Origin of the sequence: Glutamicibacter sp. MCAF14, from assembly GCF_052114325.1 — a bacterium.
Taxonomy (GTDB): Bacteria; Actinomycetota; Actinomycetes; order Actinomycetales; family Micrococcaceae; genus Glutamicibacter; species Glutamicibacter arilaitensis.
Map to the genome: position 1 here is coordinate 79586 of NZ_JBFREO010000005.1, position 25455 is coordinate 105040.

Below are 25455 nucleotides of genomic sequence, written 5' to 3' on the forward strand. Positions count from 1 at the left end.
CTAGAATCACGATTGATCAGAAAGGCCACCAGGTTGAGCATCGAACCCGGAATTTACCAGCACTTCAAGGGACAGCGCTACGAGGTGCTGGCCGTGGGAAAGCACAGCGAGACCGAGGAGCCGCTGGTCTTCTACCGCAAGCTCTACGATGACTACAGCTTCTGGGCTCGGCCGCTGGAGATGTTTGCAGAACACGTTGAGCGCGATGGCTACAACGGCCCGCGTTTCGCCAGGATTGCCTAGGGCAAGTTGCAGATTTTCCTGCGCCTACTGCGAGTCGGCAACGTTATAGCGTTCCAAGGCTTCGGCAAAGGCCGATATCTGCTCTTCGCTCCAGCCATCTAGACGATCGGTTACCGCAGCGCGGTGCACTGCGGCGGAAGCCTGAAGCCGCTCCCGGCCCACCTCAGTCAGTTCCAATACGCGGCCGCGCCCGGATTCCGCATCGTCATAGGCGATATATCCTAAATCCAGCAGAGTGCCGACCTGCCGGGAGACTGTCGAGCGGTTCAGCGAGAACGCCTCGGCAATGTCGGTGGCCCGGGTTCCGGGAGTATCGGCAATGAAGCGCAGCAGCGAATGCTCCACGAGTGTCAGCGGCTCGGCCAGCTGGCGGGAGCGCGTATTGGCACGTCGGGTAATCATTTGCATATGGTGGAAGATCGATTGGATGTCGGCTTCCCGCTGTTCCTTGCCCATGTTCCGAGTCTAGTACGCAGGGCTTTGCCGGACTCCTAATGTTGCATGATGCAACATTAGGAGTATTCTTTAATGCTGATGACTCTCACCGACAACGCCCCGCGCCAATCCCCCGCTTCTAAGCATGCCGTCAACCCGGCCGCAAAGAAGTCCCCCGCATCCAAGCCGACACCGCTGGGCTGGGGAAAGCTGGTCCTGACCATGCTGATCCCGTTCTTCCTGTGCGCAATCATGGGATTGTTCTACTTGGGGGCCTTCCACGCACCCAGTCCGCACAACGTGCAGGTGGCAGTGGTGGGCGATTCCGCGAAGGCCAAGGTTTTCGCCCAGACCCTGCAGGATGGGTCCGAGGGGGCATTGAACGTGCGCACCGTCGCCGATGCGGACCAGGCACGGGAACTGGTCGAGCAGCGCGAGCTCGTGGCCGCCTACGAAACCAGCGGCGGCACGGCAACGCTTTACAGCTCCAGCGCCGCGTCGGAAACTTCGGCGAATATCGCCCAGAAAATCTTCTCGGACGTGGCCTACGAACAGGGCCAGCCATTGCGCATCGAAGATGTCGTGCCCACCGGCGAGCAGGACACCACCGGGCAGGGACTGTTCTTCCTGCTGGTCGCCTTGAGCATTGGCGGCTACGCCAGCGCCGTGCCGCTGGCCGGGTTCATGGGCAAGGTCAAGCTGCCCGTGCGCTTCGCCATGGCAGCGGTTGCCGCCGCGGTGGTTGCCACGATCGCAGTGCTGGTCGCGGGCCCGGTCTACCGGATCATCGAGGATCACTACGCGGGCATTTGGCTGATCTCCTGGGTTTACGCCGCCGGCATCACCCTGTTGGGCCTGGGCTTGCATCCGCTGCTGCGCTACTGGACCACCCCGGCGCTGACCTTGTGCTTCGTCGCACTGAACTTCACCAGTTCCGGCGGCATCTTCCAGCCCCAAATGCAGCCCGGATTCTACGGTGCGCTGAATACCTTCTGGAACGGCGCCGGGTGGCTGCACGCGGTGCAGACCCTGGTCTACTTCCCCGAGCAGTCCATCGGCATGGACATCCTGCGGCTAATCCTCTGGCTGGTCCCCGGCATCCTGCTGGTCATCCTGACCCACGCGTGGAGCGTGCGCAGAACCCGCGTAGCGAACGAGAATGCCTCGATCAAGGATGTCGAGGAGGCTGTCGCAGCCTAGTTGGCCGGCGAACCGATGCGGTCAGCCGCTCTTGCTAACCAGCAGCCACGAACGCGATCTGGACAGCGCATGCCACAATCCGTCTACCGCTTCGCCCATCACCTGAGTGCCGACGTCCTGGAATGATCCCATGCCGCCTTGGTAGAGCCTCATCGCCCGCTTGGCCGCCGCACGCAGTTGCTTGCGATTCGCGACCTGCCCGAACAGCTCATCAAGCGACTGCGCCACAATCGCCCGCTGCGAATCGCCGTCGACTGCGGCCGCCTCGCGCAGTTGCGAGATAGCTTGGCGGATCCCGAGCAGGCACTGGTCAACTGTACGCATACCCCAAGGCTAGCTGCTGCACCACGGTGTTGCCCGGCAACCACGCAATAACGGGCTTTAAGCGCAAAGTGCCGACAGCCCGGGGCGTCGTGCTGCCGCCGCTATTGACCCAATGCGGCGCGCACGGCCGGCAGGACCTCGGTGGCCAGCAGCTCGATGGAACGCAAGGTCTGCGCCTGCGAGAGTCCACCCAAGCCTACCTGCGCGAGGAATCGCGTATGACCGAGGATCTCGTGCTCCCAGAGAATCTTGTCCACGATTTCGGCCGGGCTGCCAGCAAAGAGCGCTCCGCGCGGTGACGCCCACACATCAAAGGAATCGCGATCCAGCTGCCCGGTACGCGGCATATTCTGCCCGATGTACGAGCTGTAATGCGGGTAGAAGTTATCACGAGCCCCTTGCGAGGTTTCCTCGACATAGAAGTGGGAGGTAATCCCGATCCGGCCGGGCTCCCGTCCGGCTTGCTGGGCGGCACCGCGGTAGAGCTGGGCCAGCGGCCCGAAACGCTCGGGCGCACCGAGAATCGCCAGATACAGCGGCAAACCCAGTTTTCCGGCGCGCACTGCCGAGGCCGGGGTCCCGCCCACCGCCGCCCAGATAGGCAGCTCATCTTGGATTGGACGCGGCCACACCCCGGCGCCATCCAGTGCTGCACGAGTGCGCCCACTCCAGGTGACCGGGTTCTCCTCGCGGATCTTCAGCAGCAGATCCAGCTTCTCTTCGAAATACTCGTCGTAGCGGTCCAGCGACTGGCCGAAGAGCGGGAAGGATTCCAGGTAGGCTCCGCGGCCGGCAGTGATTTCGGCTCGTCCGCCGCTGACCAGGTCCAGGGTGGAGAAATCTTCGAAGACCCGCACCGGGTCCGCGGAGGAGAGCACCGTGACGGTGCTGGTCAGCTTGATGTTCTTGGTCTGCGCCGCGGCGGCGGCGAGCACAACGGGCGGCGCGGACACGGCGAAGTCCTCGCGGTGGTGCTCACCCACGCCGAAGACATCCAGCCCGGCTTCATCGGCGACCCGTGCCCATTGCAGGATGTCTCGCACCCGGGTGGCGACATCGATGGGTCGGCCGTCGGCATCCTTGGTCAGCTCCCCGAAGGTGAAGATCCCGATTTCAAAGGGTGCGCGCTTGCTCATGCCTTGCTTGCCGTCAGGGCGTCCAGCTGCGCGGCGATGTGGCTGCGCACGTCGGTCAGCTCATCCATGTTGATGCCGTGGGCCAACCCCGGGTAGGTGCGGGCGGTCAGGGTCGAATGCTCGGGCAGGAACTTGGCGGTGCGTTCAATGGCGACCGGGGCAATGACCCGGTCTTCGGTGCCACGGCCCCAGAACACAGTTGGACGCTGCGCGGCGATGATTTCATCGGCTGGCTGGGTGCCACCTAAGACGAATCCGCCCAGGATCGTGGTGGCCAGCACCCGCTCGGGCCGGGTGCGCAGCAGCTGGCTGGCCATCAACCCGCCCTGTGAGAAACCGATTGGAATGATCTTGGTGGCGGTGTCTACATTTGCATCGATCCAGGCCCAGATCGCCGCGGTTGCCGCTTGCACCGGCGCCGCGTCGGGATCGCCCGGAGTGGTGATCTGGAACCAGGCGGCCCCGCCATGGCCCAATTCCAGCGGAGCGCGCAGCGACGCCCAGGGCAGATCCAATCCCAGCGGTTCGGCCAGCGAGCCCAGGTCGTGCTCATTGGAGCCGAAGCCATGCAGGAACACCAGCACGGCGCCGGATTCCGGGGTACTGCTCCAATTGTCCGAACGCACATCGCTCAACAAGTTGCTCATGGCAGGCCAACTCCTCAAAAGTTGATTGCGGGCGGTGCCCGGTGGTGGGATCGCAGCCTTCGCGGCGGCGCTCCGGAACAAGGTCCAATACCCCAAGCATACTGTATTTGATTGAAGGTACAAGTAAATTTCTTTGCACCAACCCATCACATTGCCCCGCGTCGCACCTGCACGGAATTCCTGAAGCGAATCGCACCCATACCTAGTTCTCGTCGCTTGGATCACGAAAAGGCACCATCGGAAGCCAGCTGGTCAAACCCGATAATCCCGGCGCAAAACAGGCTGCATCCAATTGCGAAGGCTTGAGGATTTCCGATGGCGATATCGAGGAATCCGGAGGGATCTCATCCCACCTCACGCAAAACTTTGCCGCCAGAAAACCCTAGACAGCGATCAAAATTGCTGTGATCATTTCGTGTTACTACCGGCCAGTAGCAATTGGCTCCCACCTTTTACTCGAAGGACCACCATGCAACGACGCATATTTTCCGTTCTGGGCGCACTGTGCCTGGCCGCTGCAATGCTCACCGCCCCGGCCATCGCGCCGAGCACGGGAAGCACCGCACGAGCCGAAACAGTTTCGTCCCTGAACATCAGCCCATCCGGGGCCAACGATTGGGATTGCGCACCCGATGCAGAACACCCCTATCCCGTAGTCCTCGTCCACGGAACCTTTGCCACCATGGACGTCAACTGGATCTCCCTGTCCTCCAAACTCAAGCGCAACGGCTATTGCGTTTTCGCACTGAACTACGGATTTGAAAACGGCATCTCGGGTGCGGCCCATGTCCCCGACTCGGCAGCCGAACTGCGCGACTTCATTGACCGCGTCCGCAAGGCCACCGGCGCCAATAAAGTGGATATTGTCGGGCACAGCCAGGGCGGAATGATGCCTCGCTGGTACATGGGCCACATGGGCGGTGCGAAGCACGTCAACGATTTGGTGGCGATCGCCCCGTCCAGCCACGGCACCCAGGGCATCCTGGTGCCGAGCGCCACCGGAGTCAAGATTGCCGGTAACTATGCTGGCTGGATTTGCGATGCCTGCGCCGACCAGGTGGCGGGCAGCGAGTTCATGACCGAGCTGAATTCCATCGGCGACACCGTCGCTGGCCCGGACTATACGGTGATTGCCACCAAGTACGACGAGGTCGTCATGCCCTACAAGTCCCAGTTCCTCCAGGGAAATAGCGCACAGGTGACCAACGTGCTGCTCCAGGACAAGTGCCCACTGGACGTCTCGGGGCACGCCGGCGTGGCAGTTGATCCAGTCGTCCACCGCTGGGTGCTCAACGCCCTGTCCACGGATGGTCCGGCCGATCCGGGCTACCGCCCTTCCTGCTACCTGTAAGCGGGAATCGGCGCATCCCGGCGTCCGCGCCGATGCCGGGATGCGCCTGGCTCGCACCTAGGCAGAGCGCCAGCCAGCTACTAGATTGGTGGGCATGGACGTACTTTCCAGCAGGGTGCTGCTGCGGCCAATTGACCTGGCCGCAACCCAGCAGTTCTATCGAGATGTGCTGCAACTAGCCGTTGCCCGGGAATTCGGTCCGGCACAGCAGCCGGGAATGGTGTTCTTCCTGGGCAATGGCCTGCTAGAAGTCTCCGGGCACCGGCCGCCAGGGAAGCCGTCCACGCTGGTGCTGTGGCTGCAGGTGCGCGACGTGCAGGCAGAGCTGGAACAGTTGACGGCCCGCGGTGCGACGGTGCAGCGCGAGGCGCGCAAGGAGGACTGGGGCCTGATGGAAGCATGGATCCAGGATCCCGACGGCACCAGAATCGTGCTGGTGCAGGTACCTGAAGGGCACCCGATCCGCCGGGACGTGCGCGAGCCCTAGCAACTGGTGCTGGCCTGCGCGGCTCGCCGCGATCACCACGTGTGCTGGCATCGAATGGGATCCGGCCACCGCCTGACCCCGGCGGGTACTAGCGGCTGGCGGCGAGGGCTTCGCGTACCTGCGCGGCAGCTTCGAGCAGCTGCGGCAAAACCACCTCGGCTGCCTGTTCGGCGCTCTGCGTAGTATCGGGGCGCACGCTCATCGACACGTTCATCGCGGCGACCACGGTGCCATCGGCGCTGAATACCGGCACCGCCACCGAGCGCAGGCCGATCTCCAATTCCTGGTCCACCACGGCGTAGCCCTGGCCGTGGATCCTGGCTAGTTCTTCGCGCAATTCCGCCGGGTCATCGATGCCCAGCCCGGTCATCGAATGCACGCCTTCGGACAGCACGGCCTGCTGGATCTCAGCTGGCTGGTAGGCCAGCAACACCCGGCCCATGGAAGTGTTGGCCGCCGGGAAGCGGGTGCCCACCGAAATGCCCACGCGCATGATCGAACGGGTATGCACCCGGGCGATGTAGACGATCTGCGATCCGTCCAGGATGGAAGCGGAGGCCGATTCATGCACAGCAGCCGAGAGTTCCTCAAGCACCGGTTCGATCAGCTGCGGCAAGGTGGCGCTGGACAGGTACGAGTACCCCAGCTGCAGGACCTTGCTGGTCAGCTCGAAATGCTTGCCGTCGGTGCGCACATAGCCCAGCTCCACCAGGGTCAACAGGAACCGCCGGGCGGTGGCCCGGGACAGGGCAGTGCGTGCGGCGACCTCGGAGAGGGTCATTGACGCGTGATCGGCATCGAAGCTGCTGATGACCGCCAAGCCGCGGGCCAGGGACTGGACCGATGTGGTTGTTGCTGCCTGCTCGCTCACCGTGCTCCTTGCGCGCTGGAAATGATTGCGGGGTGCACTTCCGGGACTCGGATGCGCACCCCACTAATCTACTGGGTCTTCTAGGCCTGGGTCAGTTCCACCGGGACCTTGGCGGCCAGCTCCTCGAAGCTGATGCCATGGGTGGAGCGCACGAAGACCTTGGCATCACGCAGCTCGAAGACGGCCACTTCGGTGTAGATCCGCGAGACGCAGCCCAGCCCGGTGACCGGATAGCTCAGCGTTTCAACCAGCTTGGATTCCCCGGCCTTGGTGAACAAGCTCATCATCACCCAGGTCGCCTTGGCGCCGATAGCCAGGTCCATGGCGCCGCCCACGGCAGGAATGGCGCCTTCGGCACCGGTGTGCCAGTTGGCCAAATCGCCATCCTTGGAGATCTGGAAGGCGCCGAGCACGCATACATCCAGGTGGCCGCCGCGCATCATCGCGAAGGAATCCGCGTGGTGGAAGAAGGAGGCCCCGGGCAGCTGCGTGACCGGGATCTTGCCTGCATTGATCAGATCCGGGTCGATGTCCTCGCCGGTGGCCACCGGGCCCATGCCCAGCATGCCGTTCTCGGTGTGCAGGGTGACGCCCTGTTCCTTGGTGAGGTAGTTCGAGACGTTGGTCGGCTGGCCGATTCCCAGGTTCACGAATGCTCCGGCCGGGATGTCCGCGGCAACGAGCTGCGCCATTTCATCGCGGGTGAGCTTTGCTTCGGTGGTGGTCATTGCGCTCATTACTTTTCCCCTCCCAGTTCCACCACGGTATCCACGAAGATGCCCGGGGTGATGACGTTTTCCGGATCGATGGAACCGGCCTGGACGACCTCGTCCACCTGCACGATGGCCGACTTGGCCGCGGTGGCCATGATCGGGCCGAAGTTCCGCGCGGTCTTGCGGTACACCAGGTTGCCCAGCGTGTCGGCCTTCAGTGCCTTGATCAGCGCGAAATCGGCGTGGATCGGGGTTTCCAGCACATAGCCCTTGCCATCGATCACGCGGGTTTCCTTGCCCTCGGCCAGCAGCGTGCCGTAGCCGGTGGGGGTGAAGAACCCGCCGATGCCGGCGCCGGCGGCGCGGATGCGCTCGGCCAGGTTGCCCTGCGGAACCAGCTCCAGCTCGATTTCCCCGGCCCGGTAGGCCTCATCGAAGTGCCAGGAGTCGGACTGGCGCGGGAAGGAGCAGATGATCTTCTTGACCCGGCGTTCCTTGATCAGCAGGGCCAGGCCGGCGTCGGCCTGCCCGGCGTTGTTGTTCACGACCGTCAGGTCCTTCGCGCCGCAGTCCAGGAGCGCGTCGATCAGTTCCATCGGCTGGCCGGCGTTGCCGAAGCCGCCGATCAGGACGGTGGCGCCGTCGGTGATCTCGGCGACGGCGTCCGCGGCCGAGGTGGCAATGCGTGGTGCCATGATGCTGCCTTTCTATAAGCTACTTGGTTGCGTTCACGTTTTCGACGACGACAGCCAGGCCCTGGCCGACGCCGATGCAGATCGCGGCGAGCCCGTAGCGCTCGCCGGATTCTGCCAGGCGGCGGGCGACGGTGCCCAGGATGCGCAGGCCCGAGGCTCCCAGCGGGTGGCCGATGGAGATGGCCCCGCCCCAGGCATTGACGATGGCCGGGTCGATATCCCAGGCCCGGATGCAGGCCAGGGACTGGGCCGCGAATGCCTCGTTCAGCTCGACCGCGGCGATATCCGACCACTTCAGGCCGGCCTTGGCCAGAGCCTTGTTGGCGGCTTCCACCGGGGCGAAGCCGAAGAACTGCGGATCCAGCGCGGCAGCGCCGTTGGAGACGATGCGGGCGATCGGATCGGCGCCCAGCAATTCGCCGCCGCGCTCGGAACCGATGAAGGCCGCCGAGGCGCCGTCGCTCATCGGCGAGGCGTTGCCAGCGGTCACCGTGGCATTCTCCCCGGTGCGGAACACGGTGCGCAGCTTGGAGAGGGTCTGGGCAGTGGAATCGGCACGGATGGTTTCGTCGCGGGTGACTTCGGTGCCGCGCTTGTTCGCCGGCGGAACCGGAACTACCAAGTTGTCGTACTTTCCGGCTTCCCAGGCGGCCGCGGCCTGCTGGTGCGATGCCGCGGAGAATTCATCCTGGTCTTCGCGGGAGATGCCGTGCTTCTCGCGCAGCTGCTCGGTTGCCTCGCCCAGAGATACCGTCCATTCCCCCGGCATGGCCGGGTTGACCAGGCGCCAGCCCAGGGTGGTGTTGGCCAGTTCCAGATTGCTCATCGGGAAAGGACGCTCGGTCTTGGGAAGCACCCATGGAGCACGGCTCATCGATTCGACGCCGCCAACCAGGACCAGGTCCGCGTCGCCGGTGGCGATCTGGCGGGAAGCCGCGATCGAGGCATCCAGCGAGGAGCCGCACAGGCGGTTCATCGTGGTGCCCGGCAGCGAGGTCGGCAACCCGGCGAGCAGGGTGGCCATGCGGGCCACATTGCGGTTTTCCTCGCCGGCGCCGTTGGCGTTGCCGAAGATCGACTCGTCGATATCCGCGACATCCAGCTGCGGCACCCGGGCGACCAGCTCGCGCACCACGTGGGCGGCCAGGTCATCGGGGCGGTGGCTGGACAGCGCGCCGCCGATCTTGCCGAAGGGGGTGCGGATTGCGTCGTATAGGTAGGCCTGCTGCATCGTCTCACTGCTCCATCGCTGCGGTCTGTTCACATCGTGAACTTATGTTCGTAGAATGAACTTTAGCAGCTGATGTCCGTAGCTTCAATAGATTTCTGTTGCGGTCCACCCGGTTCCCCGAACAAAAATGCCCCGGCTGCCGAAGCAGCCAGGGCACTCTCCAAGGCGAATATTGCTATTGCGCGTTAACCGCGACATTCAGCGGCTGCCATCCGGAAGACTCGTCGAACGCCGGATCCTGCACAGCTAGCGAGCAAATGGATCCAATGAAGTTTCCATCCTCGTCATAAGCGATCTCATCCCAATTTTCTTCAAAATCCATGCAGGAAACCGGCTCAATTTCGCTGGTCGCCTTTCCATCTGCACCGAGGACTTGGCCAACGGCTCGCTCTATTCCAAAGCTGGCAAACACAACCTTGGGCTCGCCCGGCGATGCTTGATACTTGCCCAGGGTGCTCATGGTTTCAATAACCCTGAATTCGCCTTCGTCAATGCTTCCGCCATTGGCATAGGCCTGGTCGGTCTGGGCGATTAGCTCCTGGCACAAGGTGCAGTCCGCTGCCGAGAAGCCCTTGAGTGCGGCGGTGTCACCGCTCGCCACCGCATAGTTCAGCAGCTGCACCCAGTACTCCATGGCACCTTGTAGCCCTTCCTCGGATTTCTCGCTGAGGACCGCCGGGCGCTGCGGAACTTTGGCATCTTGCTCCGGGGAGCTCGGCGTGGGCGACACGGTGCCAGCAGAAGGATCACCGGCCCCTCCCTGGGATGCACTGACGCAACCGCTGGCTGCCAGCGTCAATGCAGCCATCAAAGCTGCAAGCTTTACTTGATGATTTCGAACCATTGCCGCCGCCTTCTTGGAGTTTTTTCCGCATTCGAAAACGACATTACATCAAGCATTTCGATAATACGACCACTATTCAAATAACATTTTGGCTACTCTTTTCAATGAGAATCGCTGGAAAAATCCCACGTTAACTCTGGATGAACAAGGGAAATTCGGCGCGATAGCGAACCCTGCCTGCACTAAAGCGCAGAGCCGCTCACCTGGATGCAGGAGAAGCGAAGCATCCACTGCCCTAAAATAGTTCCATGGCCAATTCGCCCAGTGGGGACTCTATGCTGGACCGCTTGGTTCGGATTCTGAATTCTTTTGATCTCAACAATCAGTCGCTCAGCGTCAGCAGCCTGGCCCGGCATGCCGACATCCCCAAAGCAACCATGTACCGGCTGCTCGATGAACTGGTATCCCATGACTTGCTGGCGCGAGACGGTTCTGGCCAGGTGCGGCTGGGTTTGCGACTTTGGGAATTAGCCAATCGAAGCGCTGCCACCCAGGACCTTCGCACCGCGGCATTGCCGTTCATGGAGGACATCAACCAGCTGCTGGGGCAAAACACCCAGCTCTCGGTACTGCACCAGGATGAGGTGCTGATCATCGAGCGACTCTCGCGGCCCGGCTCCGTTGTCAATCAGGCGAATGTCGCCGGACGCATGCCTGTGCACCGAACCTCGATGGGCATGGCACTTTTGGCCTTTTCACGGCCGGAAACCATTCACGGGTTCCTGGAACGCCATCACGAACTGATGACCGCCACCCATCCTGAACTCCGCGCAGAAATGGCGGAAATCCGGCGCAACGGATTCGCCTCGTTCGACGGATTCATCGACCCGGAAACCACCGGTGCCGCCGCCCCGATCCTCGACGAGGCAGGCTATCAGGTTGCCGTAATCTCGGTGGTTGTCCCCCGCGACTCTGGAACACTGCAGTCCGCAGCCCTGGCGCTACGCACCGCAGCCCGGGGCATCGCTCGCGCACTGCGCCTCGACAACATCTAGCGACCAGAAATTGCAAGGCCAGCACCTTGTTGCGCTTGACCGGTGCGGCATAGATACGCAACCATTTATTCTCATTCATTGAGAATGCGCCTGTCTGCCGGGTCGCATGCACCGCATCCTGATGGAAGTTCTTCTTACTTCCTTAGACCACATGCATCGGTCCGGCAACGCAGCCGGGCGCTCGGCTTCTGGTCCAGACGACAGCAAGGCAGGGTCCCATGGTTCAGAATCCGCGCATCCTCAAGACCAAGGTCGGCATCATCGGCGGCGGCCCAGCCGGGCTCATGCTCTCGCATCTGCTGGCCAAAACCGGCATCGAGAACATCGTCGTGGAAATGCGCGACCACGAGGCTATCCGCAACACCCACCGTGCCGGAATCCTCGAAGCCCAAGCGGTCAAGATGCTCACCGAGTCCGGCGTGGATGGACGGGTCCTGACCCACGGCGACGAGCACGCCGGCATCGACCTGCGCTTCAACGGCGAATCCCACCCGCTGGACTTCCGCGATCTGGTCGACGCCACCGTCACCCTGTACGCGCAGAACGAGGTCTTCGTCGACCTGGCCGCGGCACGCCAACGCGACCAGGGCGACGTGCGGTACTCCTGCGAAGTCACCGAGATCCTGGACATGGAGACCTCCACCCCGAAGTTCCGCTTCACCGATGCGCAGGGCAACCTCTTCGAGGTGCACGCGGATGTCATCGTCGGCGCCGACGGCTCGCGCTCCTTCGCCCGCCGCCAGATGCCCGAAACGCTGCGCAAGGACTTCAAGGTCGCCTACCCCTTCGCCTGGTTCGGAATCCTCACCGAGGCACCGAAATCCGCCCCGGAGCTGATCTACGCGAATTCGCCACACGGCTTCGCGCTGATCTCCCAGCGCAGCGAAACCGTGCAGCGCATGTACTTCCAATGCGACCCGAACGAAGACGTGAACGCCTGGAGCGATGACCGCATCTGGGCCGAGCTGCAAAAGCGCGTGGACGGGCCAGATAACTTCCAGCTGAAAACCGGGGAGATCTTCGACAAGACCGTCCTGGGCTTCCGCTCCTTCGTGCGCGAACCGCTCTCCCACGGGCGCCTGTTCCTGATCGGCGATGCCGGGCACACCGTCCCGCCCACCGGCGCCAAGGGGCTGAACCTGGCCTTCGCCGATGTGAAGGTGCTCTTCGAGGCTCTGGACTCCTACTTCTCCACCGGCAGCGAACAGCTGCTGGACGGCTACTCGGACCTTGCGTTGAAGCGGGTCTGGAAGGCGCAGAACTTCTCCTACTGGATGACCTCCATGCTGCACACCCCGGTAGGCGGGGACCCGTTCATGGCCAAGCGCGCCCTGGGCGAGCTGGAAACGGTCACCTCCTCGCGGTTCGGCCAGCAGTACCTGGCCGAATCCTACACCGGCTGGCCGCACTCCTGATCTTCTATTGACCTCTCCAACCCTTTGCAAGGAGCCTGCAATGAGCACCGAAACCACACAGAAGGACGGCACCGGAGCCGAGTCCTTCGAGAATTCCCACACTCTTGATCCGGCAGCCACCACCGCCAGCCAGGAGGAAATCAGCGGTGAAATCACCGGCATCCACGAGGCCTACCGGCAAGAAGTCCTGGCCGGCAAGAAAGCCGAGATCCAGCCGCGCGTAGACTTCGCGCCCTACCGCTCCTCGCTGCTGCGCCACCCCACCAAGAACCTGCACCATGTGGATCCGGAAACCATCGAGCTCTACTCGCCGGCCTTCGGCCAGCGCGATGTGCACGCGTTGGAATCGGATCTGACCATCCAGCACAACGGCGAACCAATCGGCGAGCGCATCGTGGTGGCCGGCCGCGTGCTCGATGGCGATGGCCGCCCGGTGGCCGGGCAGCTGGTGGAAATCTGGCAGGCCAACGCCGCCGGGCGCTACATCCACAAGCGCGACCAGCATCCGGCTCCGATTGACCCGAACTTTACCGGCGTAGGCCGGGCGATCACCGGGCCGAACGGCGAGTACTCCTTCACCACCATCAAGCCGGCACCGTATCCGTGGAAGAACCACCACAACGCCTGGCGTCCGGCTCATATCCATTTCTCGCTGTTCGGCACCGACTTCACCCAGCGCATGATCACCCAGATGTACTTCCCGGGCGATCCCTTGTTCGCTCTGGATCCGATCTACCAGTCGATCACCGACGCGGATGCCCGCGACCGCCTGGTCGCCACCTACGACCACTCGATCACCAGCCACGAATGGGCCACCGGATATAACTGGGACATCGTGCTCACCGGCTCGAACCGCACCTGGATGGAAGATGAAGAGGGAGATCACTAACATGGCTCAGGCACCAGAACTGAAGCTCACCCCCACCCCGGGGCAGACCATCGGCCCATTCTACGGCTATGCGCTGCCCTTCGAGAAGGACAATGAGCTGGTCAACCAGGCACATCCGAACTCGGTGCGCCTGCACGGGGTTGTCTGTGACGGCAACGGCGAGATCATCCCGGACGCCCTGCTGGAAATCTGGCAGGCCGACGAGCACGGCAACGTAGTGTCCCGCGAAGGTTCGCTGGTGCGCGATGGCTACGCCTTCACCGGCTGGGGACGGGCAGCGGTGGATAACGCCGGGCATTACACCTTTACCACAGTGAATCCGGGCGCCACCGATGAGGGCAAGGCCCCGTTCATCATGCTCACCGTATTCGCCCGTGGCCTGCTCAACCGGTTGTTCACGCGCATCTACCTGCCCGAGGACACCACGGCGCTGGCCCGTGATCCGCTGCTCGTATCGCTTTCCGAGGCTGAACGCTCCACGCTGATCGCCACCCGCGAGGCAGATGGCTCGCTGCGATTCGATATTCGCCTGCAAGGAGAAAACGAAACAGTGTTCCTCTCCTACCCGCGCGAAAACTGATTACCAACGCACTGCCCCGCAGGTGCGCGCCAATGTCCGTACTGTTACAGACGTTAAAGCGCCCCGCGGGGTATTGCCCGTTCACGGGCATTAGAGTTCTAGATCAGGGGCAGCTGCCCTTTTGCTAAGAATTGAGGGATGCAATGGACGGTGCCGACTACGGTGTACTGGCCCCCACCTGGGCAGGCACCCCCGCTGCCGCATTCGCCAGCGATACCGCCTTTGTCCAGGGCATGCTGGATGTCGAGGCCGCGTGGGTCCACGTCCAGGCCGAGGCCGGGCTCTGCAGTGCAGAAGATGCCCAAGCTGTCCAGGCCGTAGCCCAAGTTGAGCGCTACGACCTCCCTTTGCTTGCCGCCAGGACTCCCGACGGAGCCAACGCGCTGATCCCGCTGCTGGGCATGATGCGCGAACTGCTTTCCCAAGGCGGCGCCGCGAAAACCGCTGGCGCAGCCCTGCACCGCGGAGCAACCAGCCAAGACATCATCGACACAGCCATGATGCTGGTGCTCTCCAAGACCACCGGCTTGGCGCTCGCCGACCTGCGCAGCACCGCGCACGGACTGGCCAAATTGGCCGGCGAACACCGGGGGACGGTATGCATTGCCCGTTCGCTGACCCAGCACGCCTTGCCCACCACACTGGGATGGAAGGCCGCCAGCTGGCTTTCGGCCATCCTCGACGCCGAGCAGCAGCTTCAATCGGCAACCAGCGCCCTGCGCCTGCAGTGGGGTGGCGCGGTAGGAACCTTGGCATCACTGGAGCAGTTCCTAGCTGGCCAGAGTGAAAGCACTAAGACCAGCGCAGCACTCAGCGCCCAGCTGGCCGCCCACCTGGGATTGCATGATCCTGGTACCCCTTGGCACGCCAACCGCATGCCCATCCTCCAGCTCGGCTCCGCGCTGGGCGCCGCAATCGCCGCACTGGGCACCCTCGGCGCCGATGTGCTCACCGCGTCCCGCCCGGAAATCGGGGAATTATCTGAACCGCGCGAAGCAGGCAAGGGCGGTTCCTCGGCCATGCCGCACAAGCAGAACCCGGTGCGCTCGGTACTACTGCGCAATGCCGCATTCAGCGCTCCCGGCCTGCTCTCCACGCTGTTCACCGCTGCTGGCACCGCCGTGGATGAACGCCCCGACGGAAGCTGGCATGCAGAGTGGAGCGCCCTGCGCGAACTCGCCCGGCTTGCCGCCGGCGCCGCACAGCACGGCGCTTTCCTGGCCAACGGCCTGAGCGTGAACCACCAGGCCATTGAACGGAACCTGGCCCTGGGCGGAGACGCAGTTCTTTCCGAACGCGTGGCTACCGTGTTGGCACCCCTGGTCGTCGGCGGCAAGCCGGCGATCCAGGCGCTGGTGCACCGCAGCATGGATGGAGATCTCCCATTGCGCGAACTGCTGCGCTTGGAAATCCCGATGCATGATCTGAGCGACCAGGACCTCGATAGATTACTGGATCCCGCCGGCTACCTCGGTGCCGCGGACCGTTTCACCGCAACCGTACTCGCCGAATATTCGGCACGGAAGGAACTATGGCAGTCCCAGAACTAACCCCGTCCCTGTTGCACACCAACAAGGACCTTCCCACCCTGGTCGTCGGCCCGTCGCTGGGCACCGCAGCCTTGCCGCTGTGGGCGCCGGCCCTGCCGTACCTGAAGCAGAATTTCCAGGTCATCGCTTGGGATCTTCCCGGACACGGCGAAAGCAAGCCATCCACCGAAGAGTTCTCGCTGGCGCAGCTGGCTACCGCAGTGACCAACACGGTCCAGGCGTTGCGCGCCGACGGCGTAATCGCCGAGGGAACCAAGCTGTTCTATGCCGGTGTATCCATTGGCGGTGCCACCGCGCTGCAGCTGGCAGTCGACCACGCAGGCTTCTTCGATGCCCTGTCCTCGATCTGCTCGGCCGCGAAGATCGGAACTCCCGAAGGCTGGAAGGACCGCGCTGAACTGGTCGCCAAGGCCGGGACCCCGACCATGGTCGCCGGATCAGCAGAGCGCTGGTTCGCACCCGGGTTCATCGAGAAGGAACCTGTGATCAGCACCGAACTGCTGCACAGCCTGCAGAATGCCGACCGTTTTGCCTACGCCCATGCCTGCGGCGCGCTGGCTGGCTTCGACGTGCGCGAGCAACTGGCTGCTGCCAGCGATCCCATCATTGCCATCAACGGCGCACAAGACACCGTATGCCCGCCGGCAGACGCGCAATTCATTGCCGAAACCGCCCCCAAGGGTGCCATGGCCGTCGTTGATTCAGCCGCGCACTTGGCCCCGGCTGAGGCACCGGAAGAAACCGCGGCCCTGCTGGCCGAATTCTTCTTGAAGAGCTGAGAACGAAAGGATCACTGACTATGCCTGATTCCCAGCGCCTGCCCGGGGACCCCTATGACGCGGGGATGGAAGTGCGCCGCGAAGTGCTCGGCAACGAGCACGTGGACCGCTCCACCCAGAACTCAAATGAGTTCACCGACGAGTTCCAGGAAATGATCACCCGGTACGCGTGGGGCACCATCTGGACCCGGGACGGTTTGCCGCGCACCACGCGCAGCGCCATCACCCTGACCGCCATGATCGCCGGCGGCTACTGGGAAGAGTTGGAAATGCACGTGCATGCTGCCCTGCGCAACGGAATGACTCCCGAGGAAATCAAGGAAGTCTTCTTGCAGTGCGCCATCTACTGTTCGGTGCCCGCGGCCAACGTCGCCTTCAAGATCGGCAAGAAGGTACTGGACGAATATGCGCAGCAAGACTCCAAGTAGTACCAAGCGCCGCTAGCGGCGTGCAGCCACGGCCTGTTCGATGGACTGCAGCAGCGCCCAGGGCACAATGCCGCTGGTGCGCGGATTGCTTGGCGAAGGGTAGTTCTTGATGGCGAAATCGTATTCGCCACTGTTCCCTTTCGCCTCGATGCGGTGTTCGGTCAGGGCTGCTGCCGGATCGGCGAGCAGCTTGACCGACACCGCTTCTCAATCTCCGATGGCCAAAGCAACCGCCGCAGCCACATTCAATGACTGCGGGAATTTCTGCGCTGCATCGGAAGCGGACCCGGCAAACACCTCGATTGCTCCTCCAGCGTTTTCCAGCTCGCGGCGTTGCATGGAATTCATCCACGGCTGGATCAGGGCGGCCGGTGCTTTGACGGTGGTCACCTGTACCTGGTCGATGCCGCCCGTGCGAGCGGCGGCTGCCAGCAGGTCCAATCCGCCAATGGCACCGGAAGTAGCCGAAAGCCGCCCGGGGCCAGCTTCCTGCAGCTGCTGGGCAAACTGCTGATCAGCCAGCGCACCCATGGAACTGGCCAACAGGTCAACCCCTGACTGCAAGATGGGCACCGCATGATCGCGCAGCGCCTGCTGTCCTGCGCATTCAACAATCAGATCGCACCGCTCCAATGCCTCATCGAGGCTGAGCTGCTCCACGTCGAGATCGGGACGGGGCCGGCGAAGAATGACGCCTTCCAGCTGTGCTCCGGGAACGGCTCCAAGGCTCAATTGCTCGGCCACCACCGATCCGATGGCTCCGTGCCCCAGCACTCCCACCCGATACTTGCTACCCGCGGCCATGCCTTTTCCTGCCTGAAGAAGTTCGTCTGCGACTACCGCCAGCTTAGGCCAGATGTGCAGGTCAGCACGAACTCCCGGTCGATTCTTCAGGTGCATGGTCCTTGCGTTCCAGCAGCCGCGAAACACCATAGCCGATGACAATGCCCCAGAACGCGGCGTGGATGTTGAACAGGTCAAGGCCGGAAATGGTCACCACGAACGTCACCAAGGCACCCATGGTGAACTTCGTAGCGAAGGCCGTCACGAACGCCTGCTGCAGCGCCCGGAGCATCGCAATGCCGCCCAAGGCCAGCACGAATGCTTCTGGGGTGGCCAGCATGAAACGGGTCAGCATCGGGGCGAACAGCGCGAAGACCAAAGACAGGAAACCATAAACCAACGCCGCGGTGTACTGGCGGTGCTTGTGCCCCGAGGAGGTCAGCAGCGCATTGGTCGGTCCGGTCACGCAGGCCGAAACAGCACCGAAGCACGCATTGAGGATCGAGAACCCGCCCGATGCCATGGCGAAGGCATTGACCGGAGGACGATGGCTCGCCGAGCGCAGCACCGCAACGCCCTGACCGTTTTGCACGATGAGAACGGTAATCGCCAGCGGGACCACTAATTCCAGTTGGGCGGCCCAGGTGAATTCCGGAGCGGTGAAGACCGGGGTTGCCACGATGGGGCCACCGGCCGGATCCAGGGCGAACTGCCCGCTGGCGGCGACCGCGATGATCCCGGCGATCAATGTGCCCAGCACCGGTGGGATCCACCGGCCCAGGGCCGGGATGGCGGCCAGCAGGATGAAGACCAGCACCATCGGTCCGGCAACGACGGGGTTCGCCTGGGTCGAGGAGACGATGTCAGTGCCGAAACGCAGGAAGACTGCGGCGACCATCGCCATCACGATTGGCATCGGGATGCCCGCCATGATCCTGCGCACCACCCCGGTGGCCGCGAGTGCCAAGACCAGCACTCCGGTAGTGAAAAATGCGCCGACCACTTCGGCAAATGACAGATGCTGCAGCGAAGGACCCAGAAGCACCGTGCCGGGGATGGACCAGGCGAAGCCAAGCGGCTGCCGGTAGATCAAGGACATGACGATGGTCGCCAGACCTGCGGAGAGGAAAATGCCGCAGACCCAAGAAGCCATTTGGGCTTGGCTCAACCCGCCGGCGGCTCCGACAGCCAAGGTCACCGCGATGGGGCCGGAGGCGGAGAAAATCAGGCCGATGACCCCGTTGCTTGCAAACGGTGCTCCCAGATCACGGATCACATCGCGGATCCCCGCCGGCCTTTGTGCCGGTCGTTCCAGCAACGGGTCCCGTCCAGTTGCAGCAGCAGCTGGATCGGATTCTCGCGTGGGCAGGTGATTGGATGGACCGGGCATGGATGCTCCTGGAGGACAGGGAAAGGACTACTAATAGTCCAGCATTATCTTGAGCCTCGTGGGGCGGCTGGGCATGGCTTCTTGATCCTAGGCATGGCAGTCCTAGGATCAATTGCGCTTCTCACTCCACGCCTAGCTGAGGCTAGGATGAGTGCAGGGCAAGGTGGCCCTGCAGAGCAAAGGAGCGCAGTGTTGGATTCCAATACCGAGCTCGGCGAGTTCCTCAGAGCCCGGCGGGCACTAGTGAGCCCAGGGGGCGATGGCGGTCCTCGCCGCCGCGTTCCGGGACTGCGCCGCGAGGAAGTCGCAGTTTTGGCCGGTGTCAGCACCGACTACTACACGCGCTTGGAACAAGGCCGGCACAAGCGGCCCTCTGAATCCGTACTCGCCGCATTGGCCCGAGCCTTGCAACTCGATGAGACCGCAACCGGCCACCTCTTCGATTTGGCGCGCTCTGTCTCGGGCTCAGCGCAACACCGTGCCGCCAACAAGATCCAACGGGTACGTCCCTCGCTGCACAAGCTGCTTGATTCCTTCACCGAGCATCCGGCATTCATCCGTGGACGCCGGACCGAAGTACTGGGAATGAACAGGCTGGCAGCATCCCTGCTCACCGATTTCCTGGCCAAGCCAGTTCGCCACCGCAGCCTGATCCGCTGGGTCTTCATGGACCCGGAAGCCAAGCAGCGCTACGCAGATTGGGAACAGGTCGCTTCATCGATGGTCGGCACCTTGCGGCTGGATGCCGGACGCCGCCCGCACGATCCGTTGCTGGCCCAACTAGTGGGCGAGCTTTCGATGAACAGTACCCAGTTCCGTACATGGTGGGCTGATCATCGGGTCGTAGAGCGCCGCGACGGGGTCAAGAGGTTCAACCATCCAGAGTTGGGCTTCCTGGAGGTCAACTACGAGGCCCTGGATGTTGCCGGGGAACAAGACCAGACGATGTTCATCTACACCACGCAGCCAGGTTCCGAGTCCGAAGCCAAGCTGCGCGCCTTATCGGCAAGTTTGCTGGCCGATACGCAGTCCAAGCATAACTAGCTTCGTGCCGGAATCTGCGATGCACCCAGCCAGTCCCGCTCCAGCTCGTTGAGCGAGCGAGACGAAACCCCATCACCGGCTAGCGGCACCATGACCGTGGTCGAATCGAACACCGGCTGGCCGTTCTGGTAGCCGATGCCCCGAACGGTGAAGGACTTGTTGCCGATGCGGCTGATCCCCATGCGGATTACCATTTCAGGCTGGTAATACATCGGACGCAGGTAATCGATCTGGATCGATGCCACGACCGTTCCGAATTCAAAGCGGCCGGTATTCCCATCTTCACGGGTCCAGCGGATCCGTGCTTCTTCCATCAGGGTCACGATGCGCGCATTATTCACATGCCCCAGGGCATCCTGGTCTGACCAGCGCAGTTGCAGGACTACCTCGGTAGCGGCGGCCAATTCATCGGGTTGTGCTTCATTCATGCAACCCATTGCACCAGAAATACCGTCTGCACGCGGTGCCCATGACGGCTCATGAACTTGGGATATCACTGGAAGGGACCCACCGCGCATCCTCGCTGTTGGCCTCTAGGCAGGTCCATTCCTGTGCAGGCTCGTACAACCGCAACGAGTCGGTGAACCAAAAAGTCTGGCCCGGATCCCACCCGGCAATTACGCTCGAGAACTTCTCGTCGATTTCCAGGCATTCGCCGGCGAGCGCCAGATAGGCTCCGATACTCAAATGCACTGCGTCGTAGTTGCGCGCCACAGCAAGCCAATCGGGGATCTTCCACGCACCATCGCGCCCCGTGGTCTGGTACCAGTCGTGGCGCTTGTGCGCGGTAACTTCGAGGCCGTGTTCCCGGCACAACCGGATCCAGTCATCTGCTGTTGAGATTTCCAGGACTCGCACTGAAGGAAGCACGCTGACAAGCCGGACGCTGGCCTGCTCCCAGCCAAACCCGTCTTCCACGCAGCTCAGGCCCACCGGCTGATGGCCAGGGAAAACACCGGTAGTGCTAGGCAGGCGGTGGCTCGGGATGGACCACCATTCGCCGCTGAAGCTTCCAAGCGGAGTCCCAAGCAGTTCGGCGGCATCACGGGCCTCGGTCGCCAGCACGCAGGCTTTCCACTCCTGCAATATGCCGTGGGAATCAGCCCCGGGAGACTGAGTGCCGCCCTGCAGGTCATGCTGGTCGAACTCCACCTGGAATTGGTTGCGCAGATCCACTGAGGCCAGCCACCTGGTTGCAAGCCCGCAAGCCGCCAGATGCCGGGCCACGCGCTCAAGGGACTCGGCAAGAGCTGGCAATGCCAAGATGGTGTCTTCCCCATCCGGCGCTTGCCAATAGCGGGCACTGTCAACCGAGCGGACCAATGCTCGCTGCAAGAGCGCTGCGTTGACGGATACCAGGCTGGTGCCATCAAGGATGCGGGCAATCTCCGGGGCGCTGATCTCGGGCATGCTGGATTCATCGATGCCAAGCAGGCCAACGCTCTCGCCGCGTTCGATTGCCACGCGATATGCCGCGAAGAACACCGCATCGTGCAACGGATGTTCGCCAAAGGTCTCCAGCTGCGTCTCTTCGCTGGCTACGGCGAATTCCCACAGCAGCCGCCGCCCGCGTCGCCCCGACATCAGTGCTTGGTTCAGCTCCATGTTCGCCGCCTTATTTCGCTGATTACACATCCATAAATACGGCCAAGACAACGAATAAGTATTTACGGGATCGATTATTCGAGATTACCTGAGAATGGGACGCTATTCACCTGTGGTTGGCAATGTTGGCAGTGACCGGCCAAGAGGACCGGCAGATTGCCACCATCCCGGAGGAACGTCCGTGAAATTCTTCGCTCGACCCGGCAAAACCAATCAAATCACCCCACTGCATCTCACCGCCGGAAGCCTTGTTGTCATTGCTGCTTCCACCGCCTTCATCGGCGCCAGCCCGGAACTCGAAGCAGTCCCTGCCGCCAAGTACACCGCTGACTGGAGCTCGTCGGCATACCGCGGGTCAGTCGAGGTTATCCCGGCAGGAAATGGCCAAAGCGCCACCGCGCAAGAGACACTCAACGGAGTAGTCTTCGAGGATCGCAACAAGAACTCCAAGCAGGATGCCAGGGAGCCTGGCCTTCCGAACGTCACGGTTTCCAACGGCCGCGAAGTCGTGGCCACCGACGGGCAGGGACGCTACGAACTCCCGGCATACAACAACATGACCGCCTTCGTCACCCAGCCTCGGGGCTTCCAGGTTCCGGTCGATGAGGACAACGTCGCCCAATTCTTCTACACCCACCTGCCTGAAGGCTCCCCGGCGTTGAAGTACGACGGCATCGCTCCGACTGGCCCGTTGCCCCAGGCCGTCAACTTCCCGCTGGTGCGCAGTTCCGCTACCCAGTCACCTGAGCAGAGCTGTGTCATTGGCGCAGATGTCCAGACGTACACGCAGCAAGAAGTCGAGTATGCCAAGGAAGGCGCCTTCACCGATTTGGCGGCCCGCACCGACTACACCGGTTGCGGCGCCTTGTTCATCGGCGACCTCGTGGGAGATGACTTGACTTTCTTCCATCAGACCCGCGAGCTGACGTCCATGCTCAACGGACCGGCTCGCTTCTTGCCCGGTAACCACGATATTGACTACGATTCGTTGGACGGCCAGCACGAGTTCGATTCCTTCCGCGCCCAGTTCGGCCCGGAGTACTACTCCTATGACACCGGCAAAACGCATGTCATTGCGTTGAGCACCATTGAATACCCCACTGCGGTTCCGGCCAAGAAGAGCGACTACACCTACGGTCTGGGCAAGCGCCAGCTGCAATGGCTGCGCGCGGACCTTGCCGAGGTTCCGAAGAACAAGGCCATCGTGCTGGCCGGGCACAGTCCCCTGCTTGAATTCTTCTATAGCGATGAGCACTCCACAAAGCAGCTCAAGGAGATCTACAAGCTGCTTGACGGACGCGAAGTCATCGCTTTGGGCGGGCACACCCACATGTCCGAGAACCTGCGTGCCGGTGATCTGATGGATGGCTGGCGCGAGGAAGTCGGTGAAGAGGGATTGCCCTTCACCCATCTGACCGTCCCGGCTATTTCGGGACAGTGGTACGACGGCCGGGTCACCGAGAACGGCTACCCGACTTCCATCCAGCGCGACGGCACCCCTCCTGGAGTGCTCACCTTGGATATCAAGAACACCAAGATCACCGAGCGCTTCACCGTTACCGGTGGAGATTCCAGCAAGCAGATGTCCCTGGGTTTGAACACCCCGGCGTACCGGAAATGGTACGAAGACAATCTGGAAAAGGAACGCGGCACCGTGGAGCCATTGGAAAATCCATTAACCGTCAGCCGCGACGGCCTTGACAGCGATACCTGGTTGACGACGAACTTCTGGATGGGCAGCACCGGCTCCACCGTTGAGGTTTCCATCGATGGCCAGGCGCCGCTGGCTGCCGAACGAACCCAGCAGCTGGACGGCGAGCGACCACTGCTCGGTGCCGAGTATTCCGATCCGGCAGCCGTTGCTGAACAGTTCGTCCACGGTGGCGGCTTCGCCGAGAAGACCAGTCATTTGTGGCGGTTGGAATTGCCAGATGATCTCTCCGCCGGCGCGCATAGCGCGAGCGTCACGGCGACAGACGTCCATGGCCGTTCGTACACCGAGGAGCTGGAGTTCAAGGTCAGCGAATAGGATTGCGGCTTCTGCTGGTGCCTGCTTTTTGCAGGCACCAGCATTTTTTATTACGCCGTTTTTAGGACAGCAAGCCCTGCTACTGCCTACGATGAAGCCATGCGCATTGCAATCCTGGATGACTACCAAAACGTCGCGACCGCTCTTGCCGATTTCGAGGGCCTTGCGGCCGAGCTCAAGGCCGAACTGACGGTGTTCAATGAACACCTCGGACATGAGGACTCGGAGGTCTGCGCGGCGTTGGCATCCTTTGATGTCATCGTGGCCATGCGCGAACGCACGCCTTTCCCTGCTTCGCGCTTCGCTCTGCTGCCCAATCTCAAGCTGCTGGTCACCACCGGACGGCGCAATGGGTCAATTGACCTGGCGGCCGCCGCTGCGCATGGCGTGGTGGTATCGCATACCGGCTACGTTCCCACCGACGCGGTGGAGCACACTTGGGCGCTGATCCTGGCTGCCGCCCGACGCCTTGACGTGGAGCTGTTCTCATCTGATTCCCCACGTGCTGAAGCTTCTGCGTGGCAGTCCACGTTCGGCATGGGCCTGGCCGGGAAGACCTTGGGTATCTATGGTCTGGGCAATCTGGGATCACGCGTGGCCAAGGTCGGTTTGGCCTTTGGCATGCGGGTGATCGCCTACAGCCAGAATCTGACCAAGGCTCGCGCCACCGAGTTCGGGGTGGAGCTGGTTTCGGAAGCGGAGCTCTTCGCCACCAGCGACATCGTGTCGGTTCATCTAAAACTTTCCGAACGCAGCACCGGGGTCATTGGCGCCAAGCAGCTGGCGTGGATGCGCCCTGAAGCGATTTTGGTGAATACCTCGCGCAGCAAGATCGTGCAGACCGATGCGCTGGTCCAGGCCTTGGAGAATGAACAGCTGTATCTTGCCGCGCTGGATGTCTTTGATATTGAGCCGCTGCCGGCCAAGGACCGTTTGCTCGCCGCACGTGGGGTGATTGCCACTCCGCATATCGGCTATGTGACCATCGAGCAGTTCGAGATGTTCTACCGGGATTCGGTTGCCGATATTCGTGCCTGGGCTAAAGGCTCGCCGATCCGCGTACTGAGCTAGTAACGCGCGGACGCGGCACGAAGTAGTAGTGCAAGATCGCCACCACCGCGGCCCACGCGGCGCCGATCAGCAACCCCACCAGGACATCTGAAACCCAGTGGTGTCCGATGTAGATGCGTGAAGCGCCCATCGCCAGGACAAACAGGGCAGCCACAATGGAAATCAGGTAGGCGTAGCGGCGCAATCCGTAGACGATCGCCAGGTAGCAGGAGATGCCGATCAGCGCCGCCGAGTTCAGCGTATGCCCGCTCGGGAAGGAAAAGGATTCGGGCGGTGCAGGGCCTCCTGGAACACCCAGCGGGCGCGACACTTCAAGCTGCGCTTTGAGGATTACCGTGAGCAGGACCGAGACCAGCGCGGTGAATGCCACCGTGGCCAATGGCCAGAAGCTGCGCGTCTTCCAACTCAGCAGCGCGATGATCACCAGCATGATCATGATCATGCCCGGGGTTGATCCCCAGAAATACAGGAAATCCGAGGCAGAGAACAGGAAGGGCGACTGGTTCTCCGCGATCCACCGGTAGACCGGCTCATCCAGATCCCGGGCCCAGCCGCCTGCATGCAGGGACACCAGCACACGGCGGGTGAAGTAGAACATGGCAACGATCAGGCCGAAGGCCATCCACAACGCCTGAGTGCCGCGGGACCGTCCACCTTGCCGGAAGTACCAAGAAGATCGCATGCACTCCATCGTATCGGGACGGGAGCGAAGCGCTGAAC

At 62.5% G+C, this 25455-nt stretch carries 27 protein-coding genes and 1 pseudogene; 14 read left to right on the forward strand and 14 right to left on the reverse strand.

Translation table 11 applies throughout. The features are described 5' to 3' along the window. Positions 1-33: 33 nt before the first annotated feature. Positions 34-243, forward strand: a complete 210-nt coding sequence (locus tag AB4Y71_RS12390) for a DUF1653 domain-containing protein (protein WP_013347838.1) — start codon at positions 34-36, stop codon at positions 241-243. 24 nt (positions 244-267) lie between these two features. Here AB4Y71_RS12390 and AB4Y71_RS12395 read toward each other — a convergent pair whose 3' ends face one another. After that, on the reverse strand, positions 268-699 hold the full coding sequence (locus AB4Y71_RS12395; RefSeq protein ID WP_013347837.1) for a MarR family winged helix-turn-helix transcriptional regulator: 432 nt from the start codon (positions 697-699) through the stop codon (positions 268-270). Positions 700-771: 72 nt separating this feature from the next. On the opposite strand from AB4Y71_RS12395, the gene AB4Y71_RS12400 reads away from it, so the two are divergent. Next, positions 772-1878, forward strand: coding sequence for a hypothetical protein (locus AB4Y71_RS12400; RefSeq protein WP_441720740.1), 1107 nt, complete (start codon positions 772-774; stop codon positions 1876-1878). 21 nt (positions 1879-1899) lie between these two features. Here the strand turns inward: AB4Y71_RS12400 and AB4Y71_RS12405 are convergent, their stop codons facing one another. The 3 genes from AB4Y71_RS12405 to AB4Y71_RS12415 form a co-directional block, all read right to left on the reverse strand. Beyond that, on the reverse strand, positions 1900-2202 hold the full coding sequence (locus AB4Y71_RS12405) for a hypothetical protein (RefSeq protein ID WP_441720741.1): 303 nt from the start codon (positions 2200-2202) through the stop codon (positions 1900-1902). 101 nt (positions 2203-2303) lie between these two features. After that, complete coding sequence (locus AB4Y71_RS12410; protein ID WP_441720743.1) at positions 2304-3338, reverse strand: LLM class flavin-dependent oxidoreductase; 1035 nt, start codon at positions 3336-3338, stop codon at positions 2304-2306. Next, positions 3335-3985: an alpha/beta hydrolase gene (locus AB4Y71_RS12415; RefSeq protein ID WP_441720745.1), complete on the reverse strand. Its 651-nt coding sequence runs from the start codon at positions 3983-3985 to the stop codon at positions 3335-3337. The genes AB4Y71_RS12410 and AB4Y71_RS12415 overlap by 4 nt, the downstream gene beginning before the upstream one ends. A gap of 469 nt (positions 3986-4454) precedes the next feature. Here AB4Y71_RS12415 and AB4Y71_RS12420 point away from each other — a divergent pair, with 469 nt between their 5' ends. Both AB4Y71_RS12420 and AB4Y71_RS12425 read left to right on the forward strand, forming a co-directional pair. After that, positions 4455-5336, forward strand: coding sequence for a lipase family alpha/beta hydrolase (locus tag AB4Y71_RS12420; RefSeq protein WP_441720747.1), 882 nt, complete (start codon positions 4455-4457; stop codon positions 5334-5336). 94 nt (positions 5337-5430) lie between these two features. Beyond that, entirely contained in the window at positions 5431-5823 is a 393-nt protein-coding gene (locus AB4Y71_RS12425) for a VOC family protein (protein ID WP_102598610.1), read from the forward strand. A gap of 88 nt (positions 5824-5911) precedes the next feature. On the opposite strand, the gene AB4Y71_RS12430 is transcribed toward AB4Y71_RS12425, so the two are convergent. From AB4Y71_RS12430 to AB4Y71_RS12450, 5 genes are all read right to left on the reverse strand, one after another. After that, positions 5912-6694, reverse strand: coding sequence for an IclR family transcriptional regulator domain-containing protein (locus AB4Y71_RS12430; protein ID WP_441720749.1), 783 nt, complete (start codon positions 6692-6694; stop codon positions 5912-5914). A gap of 80 nt (positions 6695-6774) precedes the next feature. After that, complete coding sequence (locus tag AB4Y71_RS12435; RefSeq protein WP_105658562.1) at positions 6775-7431, reverse strand: 3-oxoacid CoA-transferase subunit B; 657 nt, start codon at positions 7429-7431, stop codon at positions 6775-6777. Beyond that, entirely contained in the window at positions 7431-8102 is a 672-nt protein-coding gene (locus tag AB4Y71_RS12440; RefSeq protein ID WP_105658563.1) for a 3-oxoacid CoA-transferase subunit A, read from the reverse strand. Before AB4Y71_RS12440 ends, AB4Y71_RS12435 begins: the two co-directional genes overlap by 1 nt. A 19-nt stretch (positions 8103-8121) precedes the next feature. Then, positions 8122-9333 (reverse strand): thiolase family protein, encoded by a 1212-nt coding sequence (locus AB4Y71_RS12445; protein ID WP_441720753.1) that lies wholly within the window; start codon positions 9331-9333, stop codon positions 8122-8124. A gap of 175 nt (positions 9334-9508) precedes the next feature. Then, a complete protein-coding gene (locus tag AB4Y71_RS12450) occupies positions 9509-10177 on the reverse strand; it encodes a DUF6318 family protein (RefSeq protein ID WP_441720755.1) in 669 nt (222 codons plus the stop codon). A 248-nt stretch (positions 10178-10425) separates the two neighbouring features. Here AB4Y71_RS12450 and AB4Y71_RS12455 point away from each other — a divergent pair, with 248 nt between their 5' ends. The 7 genes from AB4Y71_RS12455 to pcaC all read left to right on the forward strand — a co-directional run bounded on the left by AB4Y71_RS12455 (position 10426) and on the right by pcaC (position 16813). Continuing rightward, positions 10426-11172: an IclR family transcriptional regulator gene (locus tag AB4Y71_RS12455; RefSeq protein ID WP_441720757.1), complete on the forward strand. Its 747-nt coding sequence runs from the start codon at positions 10426-10428 to the stop codon at positions 11170-11172. Between the two features lie 218 nt (positions 11173-11390). Further along, positions 11391-12587 (forward strand): 4-hydroxybenzoate 3-monooxygenase, encoded by a 1197-nt coding sequence (locus tag AB4Y71_RS12460; RefSeq protein ID WP_441720759.1) that lies wholly within the window; start codon positions 11391-11393, stop codon positions 12585-12587. 40 nt (positions 12588-12627) lie between these two features. Next, positions 12628-13476 (forward strand): protocatechuate 3,4-dioxygenase subunit beta, encoded by an 849-nt coding sequence (gene pcaH, locus AB4Y71_RS12465; RefSeq protein ID WP_441720761.1) that lies wholly within the window; start codon positions 12628-12630, stop codon positions 13474-13476. Position 13477: 1 nt separating this feature from the next. Then, on the forward strand, positions 13478-14056 hold the full coding sequence (gene pcaG, locus AB4Y71_RS12470) for a protocatechuate 3,4-dioxygenase subunit alpha (RefSeq protein ID WP_441720763.1): 579 nt from the start codon (positions 13478-13480) through the stop codon (positions 14054-14056). Positions 14057-14199: 143 nt separating this feature from the next. Further along, positions 14200-15606: a lyase family protein gene (locus AB4Y71_RS12475; RefSeq protein ID WP_441720765.1), complete on the forward strand. Its 1407-nt coding sequence runs from the start codon at positions 14200-14202 to the stop codon at positions 15604-15606. Then, entirely contained in the window at positions 15588-16385 is a 798-nt protein-coding gene (locus AB4Y71_RS12480; RefSeq protein ID WP_441720767.1) for an alpha/beta fold hydrolase, read from the forward strand. The genes AB4Y71_RS12475 and AB4Y71_RS12480 overlap by 19 nt, the downstream gene beginning before the upstream one ends. Positions 16386-16405: 20 nt before the next feature. Beyond that, positions 16406-16813, forward strand: a complete 408-nt coding sequence (pcaC, locus tag AB4Y71_RS12485) for a 4-carboxymuconolactone decarboxylase (protein WP_441720769.1) — start codon at positions 16406-16408, stop codon at positions 16811-16813. 12 nt (positions 16814-16825) lie between these two features. Here pcaC and AB4Y71_RS12490 read toward each other — a convergent pair. Continuing rightward, positions 16826-17746 (reverse strand): annotated as a pseudogene (locus AB4Y71_RS12490) (aspartate dehydrogenase domain-containing protein). After that, complete coding sequence (locus tag AB4Y71_RS12495) at positions 17679-18986, reverse strand: benzoate/H(+) symporter BenE family transporter (protein WP_441720771.1); 1308 nt, start codon at positions 18984-18986, stop codon at positions 17679-17681. Before AB4Y71_RS12495 ends, AB4Y71_RS12490 begins: the two are co-directional and overlap by 68 nt. 189 nt (positions 18987-19175) lie before the next feature. Between AB4Y71_RS12495 and AB4Y71_RS12500 the strand changes: the two genes are divergently transcribed. Next, on the forward strand, positions 19176-20030 hold the full coding sequence (locus tag AB4Y71_RS12500; RefSeq protein WP_441720773.1) for a helix-turn-helix transcriptional regulator: 855 nt from the start codon (positions 19176-19178) through the stop codon (positions 20028-20030). Here AB4Y71_RS12500 and AB4Y71_RS12505 read toward each other — a convergent pair. Beyond that, positions 20027-20458, reverse strand: a complete 432-nt coding sequence (locus AB4Y71_RS12505; RefSeq protein ID WP_441720775.1) for an acyl-CoA thioesterase — start codon at positions 20456-20458, stop codon at positions 20027-20029. The genes AB4Y71_RS12500 and AB4Y71_RS12505 overlap by 4 nt on opposite strands. A 49-nt stretch (positions 20459-20507) precedes the next feature. Beyond that, positions 20508-21635, reverse strand: coding sequence for a hypothetical protein (locus AB4Y71_RS12510; RefSeq protein ID WP_441720777.1), 1128 nt, complete (start codon positions 21633-21635; stop codon positions 20508-20510). A gap of 181 nt (positions 21636-21816) precedes the next feature. On the opposite strand from AB4Y71_RS12510, the gene AB4Y71_RS12515 reads away from it, so the two are divergent. Both AB4Y71_RS12515 and AB4Y71_RS12520 read left to right on the forward strand, forming a co-directional pair. Beyond that, positions 21817-23664, forward strand: coding sequence for a calcineurin-like phosphoesterase C-terminal domain-containing protein (locus AB4Y71_RS12515; RefSeq protein WP_441720779.1), 1848 nt, complete (start codon positions 21817-21819; stop codon positions 23662-23664). 99 nt (positions 23665-23763) lie between these two features. After that, entirely contained in the window at positions 23764-24735 is a 972-nt protein-coding gene (locus AB4Y71_RS12520; protein WP_441720780.1) for a D-2-hydroxyacid dehydrogenase family protein, read from the forward strand. Here AB4Y71_RS12520 and AB4Y71_RS12525 read toward each other — a convergent pair. Then, positions 24704-25417: a phosphatase PAP2 family protein gene (locus AB4Y71_RS12525; RefSeq protein ID WP_180993115.1), complete on the reverse strand. Its 714-nt coding sequence runs from the start codon at positions 25415-25417 to the stop codon at positions 24704-24706. The two genes, AB4Y71_RS12520 and AB4Y71_RS12525, sit on opposite strands and share 32 nt — an antisense overlap. Between the last annotated feature and the right edge of the window lie 38 nt (positions 25418-25455).

Coding starts and splice junctions, on each gene's coding strand:
- AB4Y71_RS12475 (WP_441720765.1), top strand. CDS start 14,200: ATGGACGGTGCCGACTACGGTGTACTGGCCCCCACCTGGGCAGGCACC.
- AB4Y71_RS12435 (WP_105658562.1), bottom strand. CDS start 7,431: ATGAGCGCAATGACCACCACCGAAGCAAAGCTCACCCGCGATGAAATG.
- AB4Y71_RS12480 (WP_441720767.1), top strand. CDS start 15,588: ATGGCAGTCCCAGAACTAACCCCGTCCCTGTTGCACACCAACAAGGAC.
- AB4Y71_RS12415 (WP_441720745.1), bottom strand. CDS start 3,985: ATGAGCAACTTGTTGAGCGATGTGCGTTCGGACAATTGGAGCAGTACC.
- AB4Y71_RS12510 (WP_441720777.1), bottom strand. CDS start 21,635: ATGGAGCTGAACCAAGCACTGATGTCGGGGCGACGCGGGCGGCGGCTG.
- AB4Y71_RS12450 (WP_441720755.1), bottom strand. CDS start 10,177: ATGGTTCGAAATCATCAAGTAAAGCTTGCAGCTTTGATGGCTGCATTG.
- AB4Y71_RS12425 (WP_102598610.1), top strand. CDS start 5,431: ATGGACGTACTTTCCAGCAGGGTGCTGCTGCGGCCAATTGACCTGGCC.
- AB4Y71_RS12460 (WP_441720759.1), top strand. CDS start 11,391: ATGGTTCAGAATCCGCGCATCCTCAAGACCAAGGTCGGCATCATCGGC.
- AB4Y71_RS12520 (WP_441720780.1), top strand. CDS start 23,764: ATGCGCATTGCAATCCTGGATGACTACCAAAACGTCGCGACCGCTCTT.
- pcaC (WP_441720769.1), top strand. CDS start 16,406: ATGCCTGATTCCCAGCGCCTGCCCGGGGACCCCTATGACGCGGGGATG.
- AB4Y71_RS12420 (WP_441720747.1), top strand. CDS start 4,455: ATGCAACGACGCATATTTTCCGTTCTGGGCGCACTGTGCCTGGCCGCT.
- AB4Y71_RS12445 (WP_441720753.1), bottom strand. CDS start 9,333: ATGCAGCAGGCCTACCTATACGACGCAATCCGCACCCCCTTCGGCAAG.
- AB4Y71_RS12440 (WP_105658563.1), bottom strand. CDS start 8,102: ATGGCACCACGCATTGCCACCTCGGCCGCGGACGCCGTCGCCGAGATC.
- AB4Y71_RS12505 (WP_441720775.1), bottom strand. CDS start 20,458: ATGAATGAAGCACAACCCGATGAATTGGCCGCCGCTACCGAGGTAGTC.
- AB4Y71_RS12395 (WP_013347837.1), bottom strand. CDS start 699: ATGGGCAAGGAACAGCGGGAAGCCGACATCCAATCGATCTTCCACCAT.
- AB4Y71_RS12525 (WP_180993115.1), bottom strand. CDS start 25,417: ATGCGATCTTCTTGGTACTTCCGGCAAGGTGGACGGTCCCGCGGCACT.
- AB4Y71_RS12455 (WP_441720757.1), top strand. CDS start 10,426: ATGGCCAATTCGCCCAGTGGGGACTCTATGCTGGACCGCTTGGTTCGG.
- AB4Y71_RS12405 (WP_441720741.1), bottom strand. CDS start 2,202: ATGCGTACAGTTGACCAGTGCCTGCTCGGGATCCGCCAAGCTATCTCG.
- AB4Y71_RS12495 (WP_441720771.1), bottom strand. CDS start 18,986: ATGCCCGGTCCATCCAATCACCTGCCCACGCGAGAATCCGATCCAGCT.
- AB4Y71_RS12410 (WP_441720743.1), bottom strand. CDS start 3,338: ATGAGCAAGCGCGCACCCTTTGAAATCGGGATCTTCACCTTCGGGGAG.
- pcaG (WP_441720763.1), top strand. CDS start 13,478: ATGGCTCAGGCACCAGAACTGAAGCTCACCCCCACCCCGGGGCAGACC.
- AB4Y71_RS12400 (WP_441720740.1), top strand. CDS start 772: ATGCTGATGACTCTCACCGACAACGCCCCGCGCCAATCCCCCGCTTCT.
- pcaH (WP_441720761.1), top strand. CDS start 12,628: ATGAGCACCGAAACCACACAGAAGGACGGCACCGGAGCCGAGTCCTTC.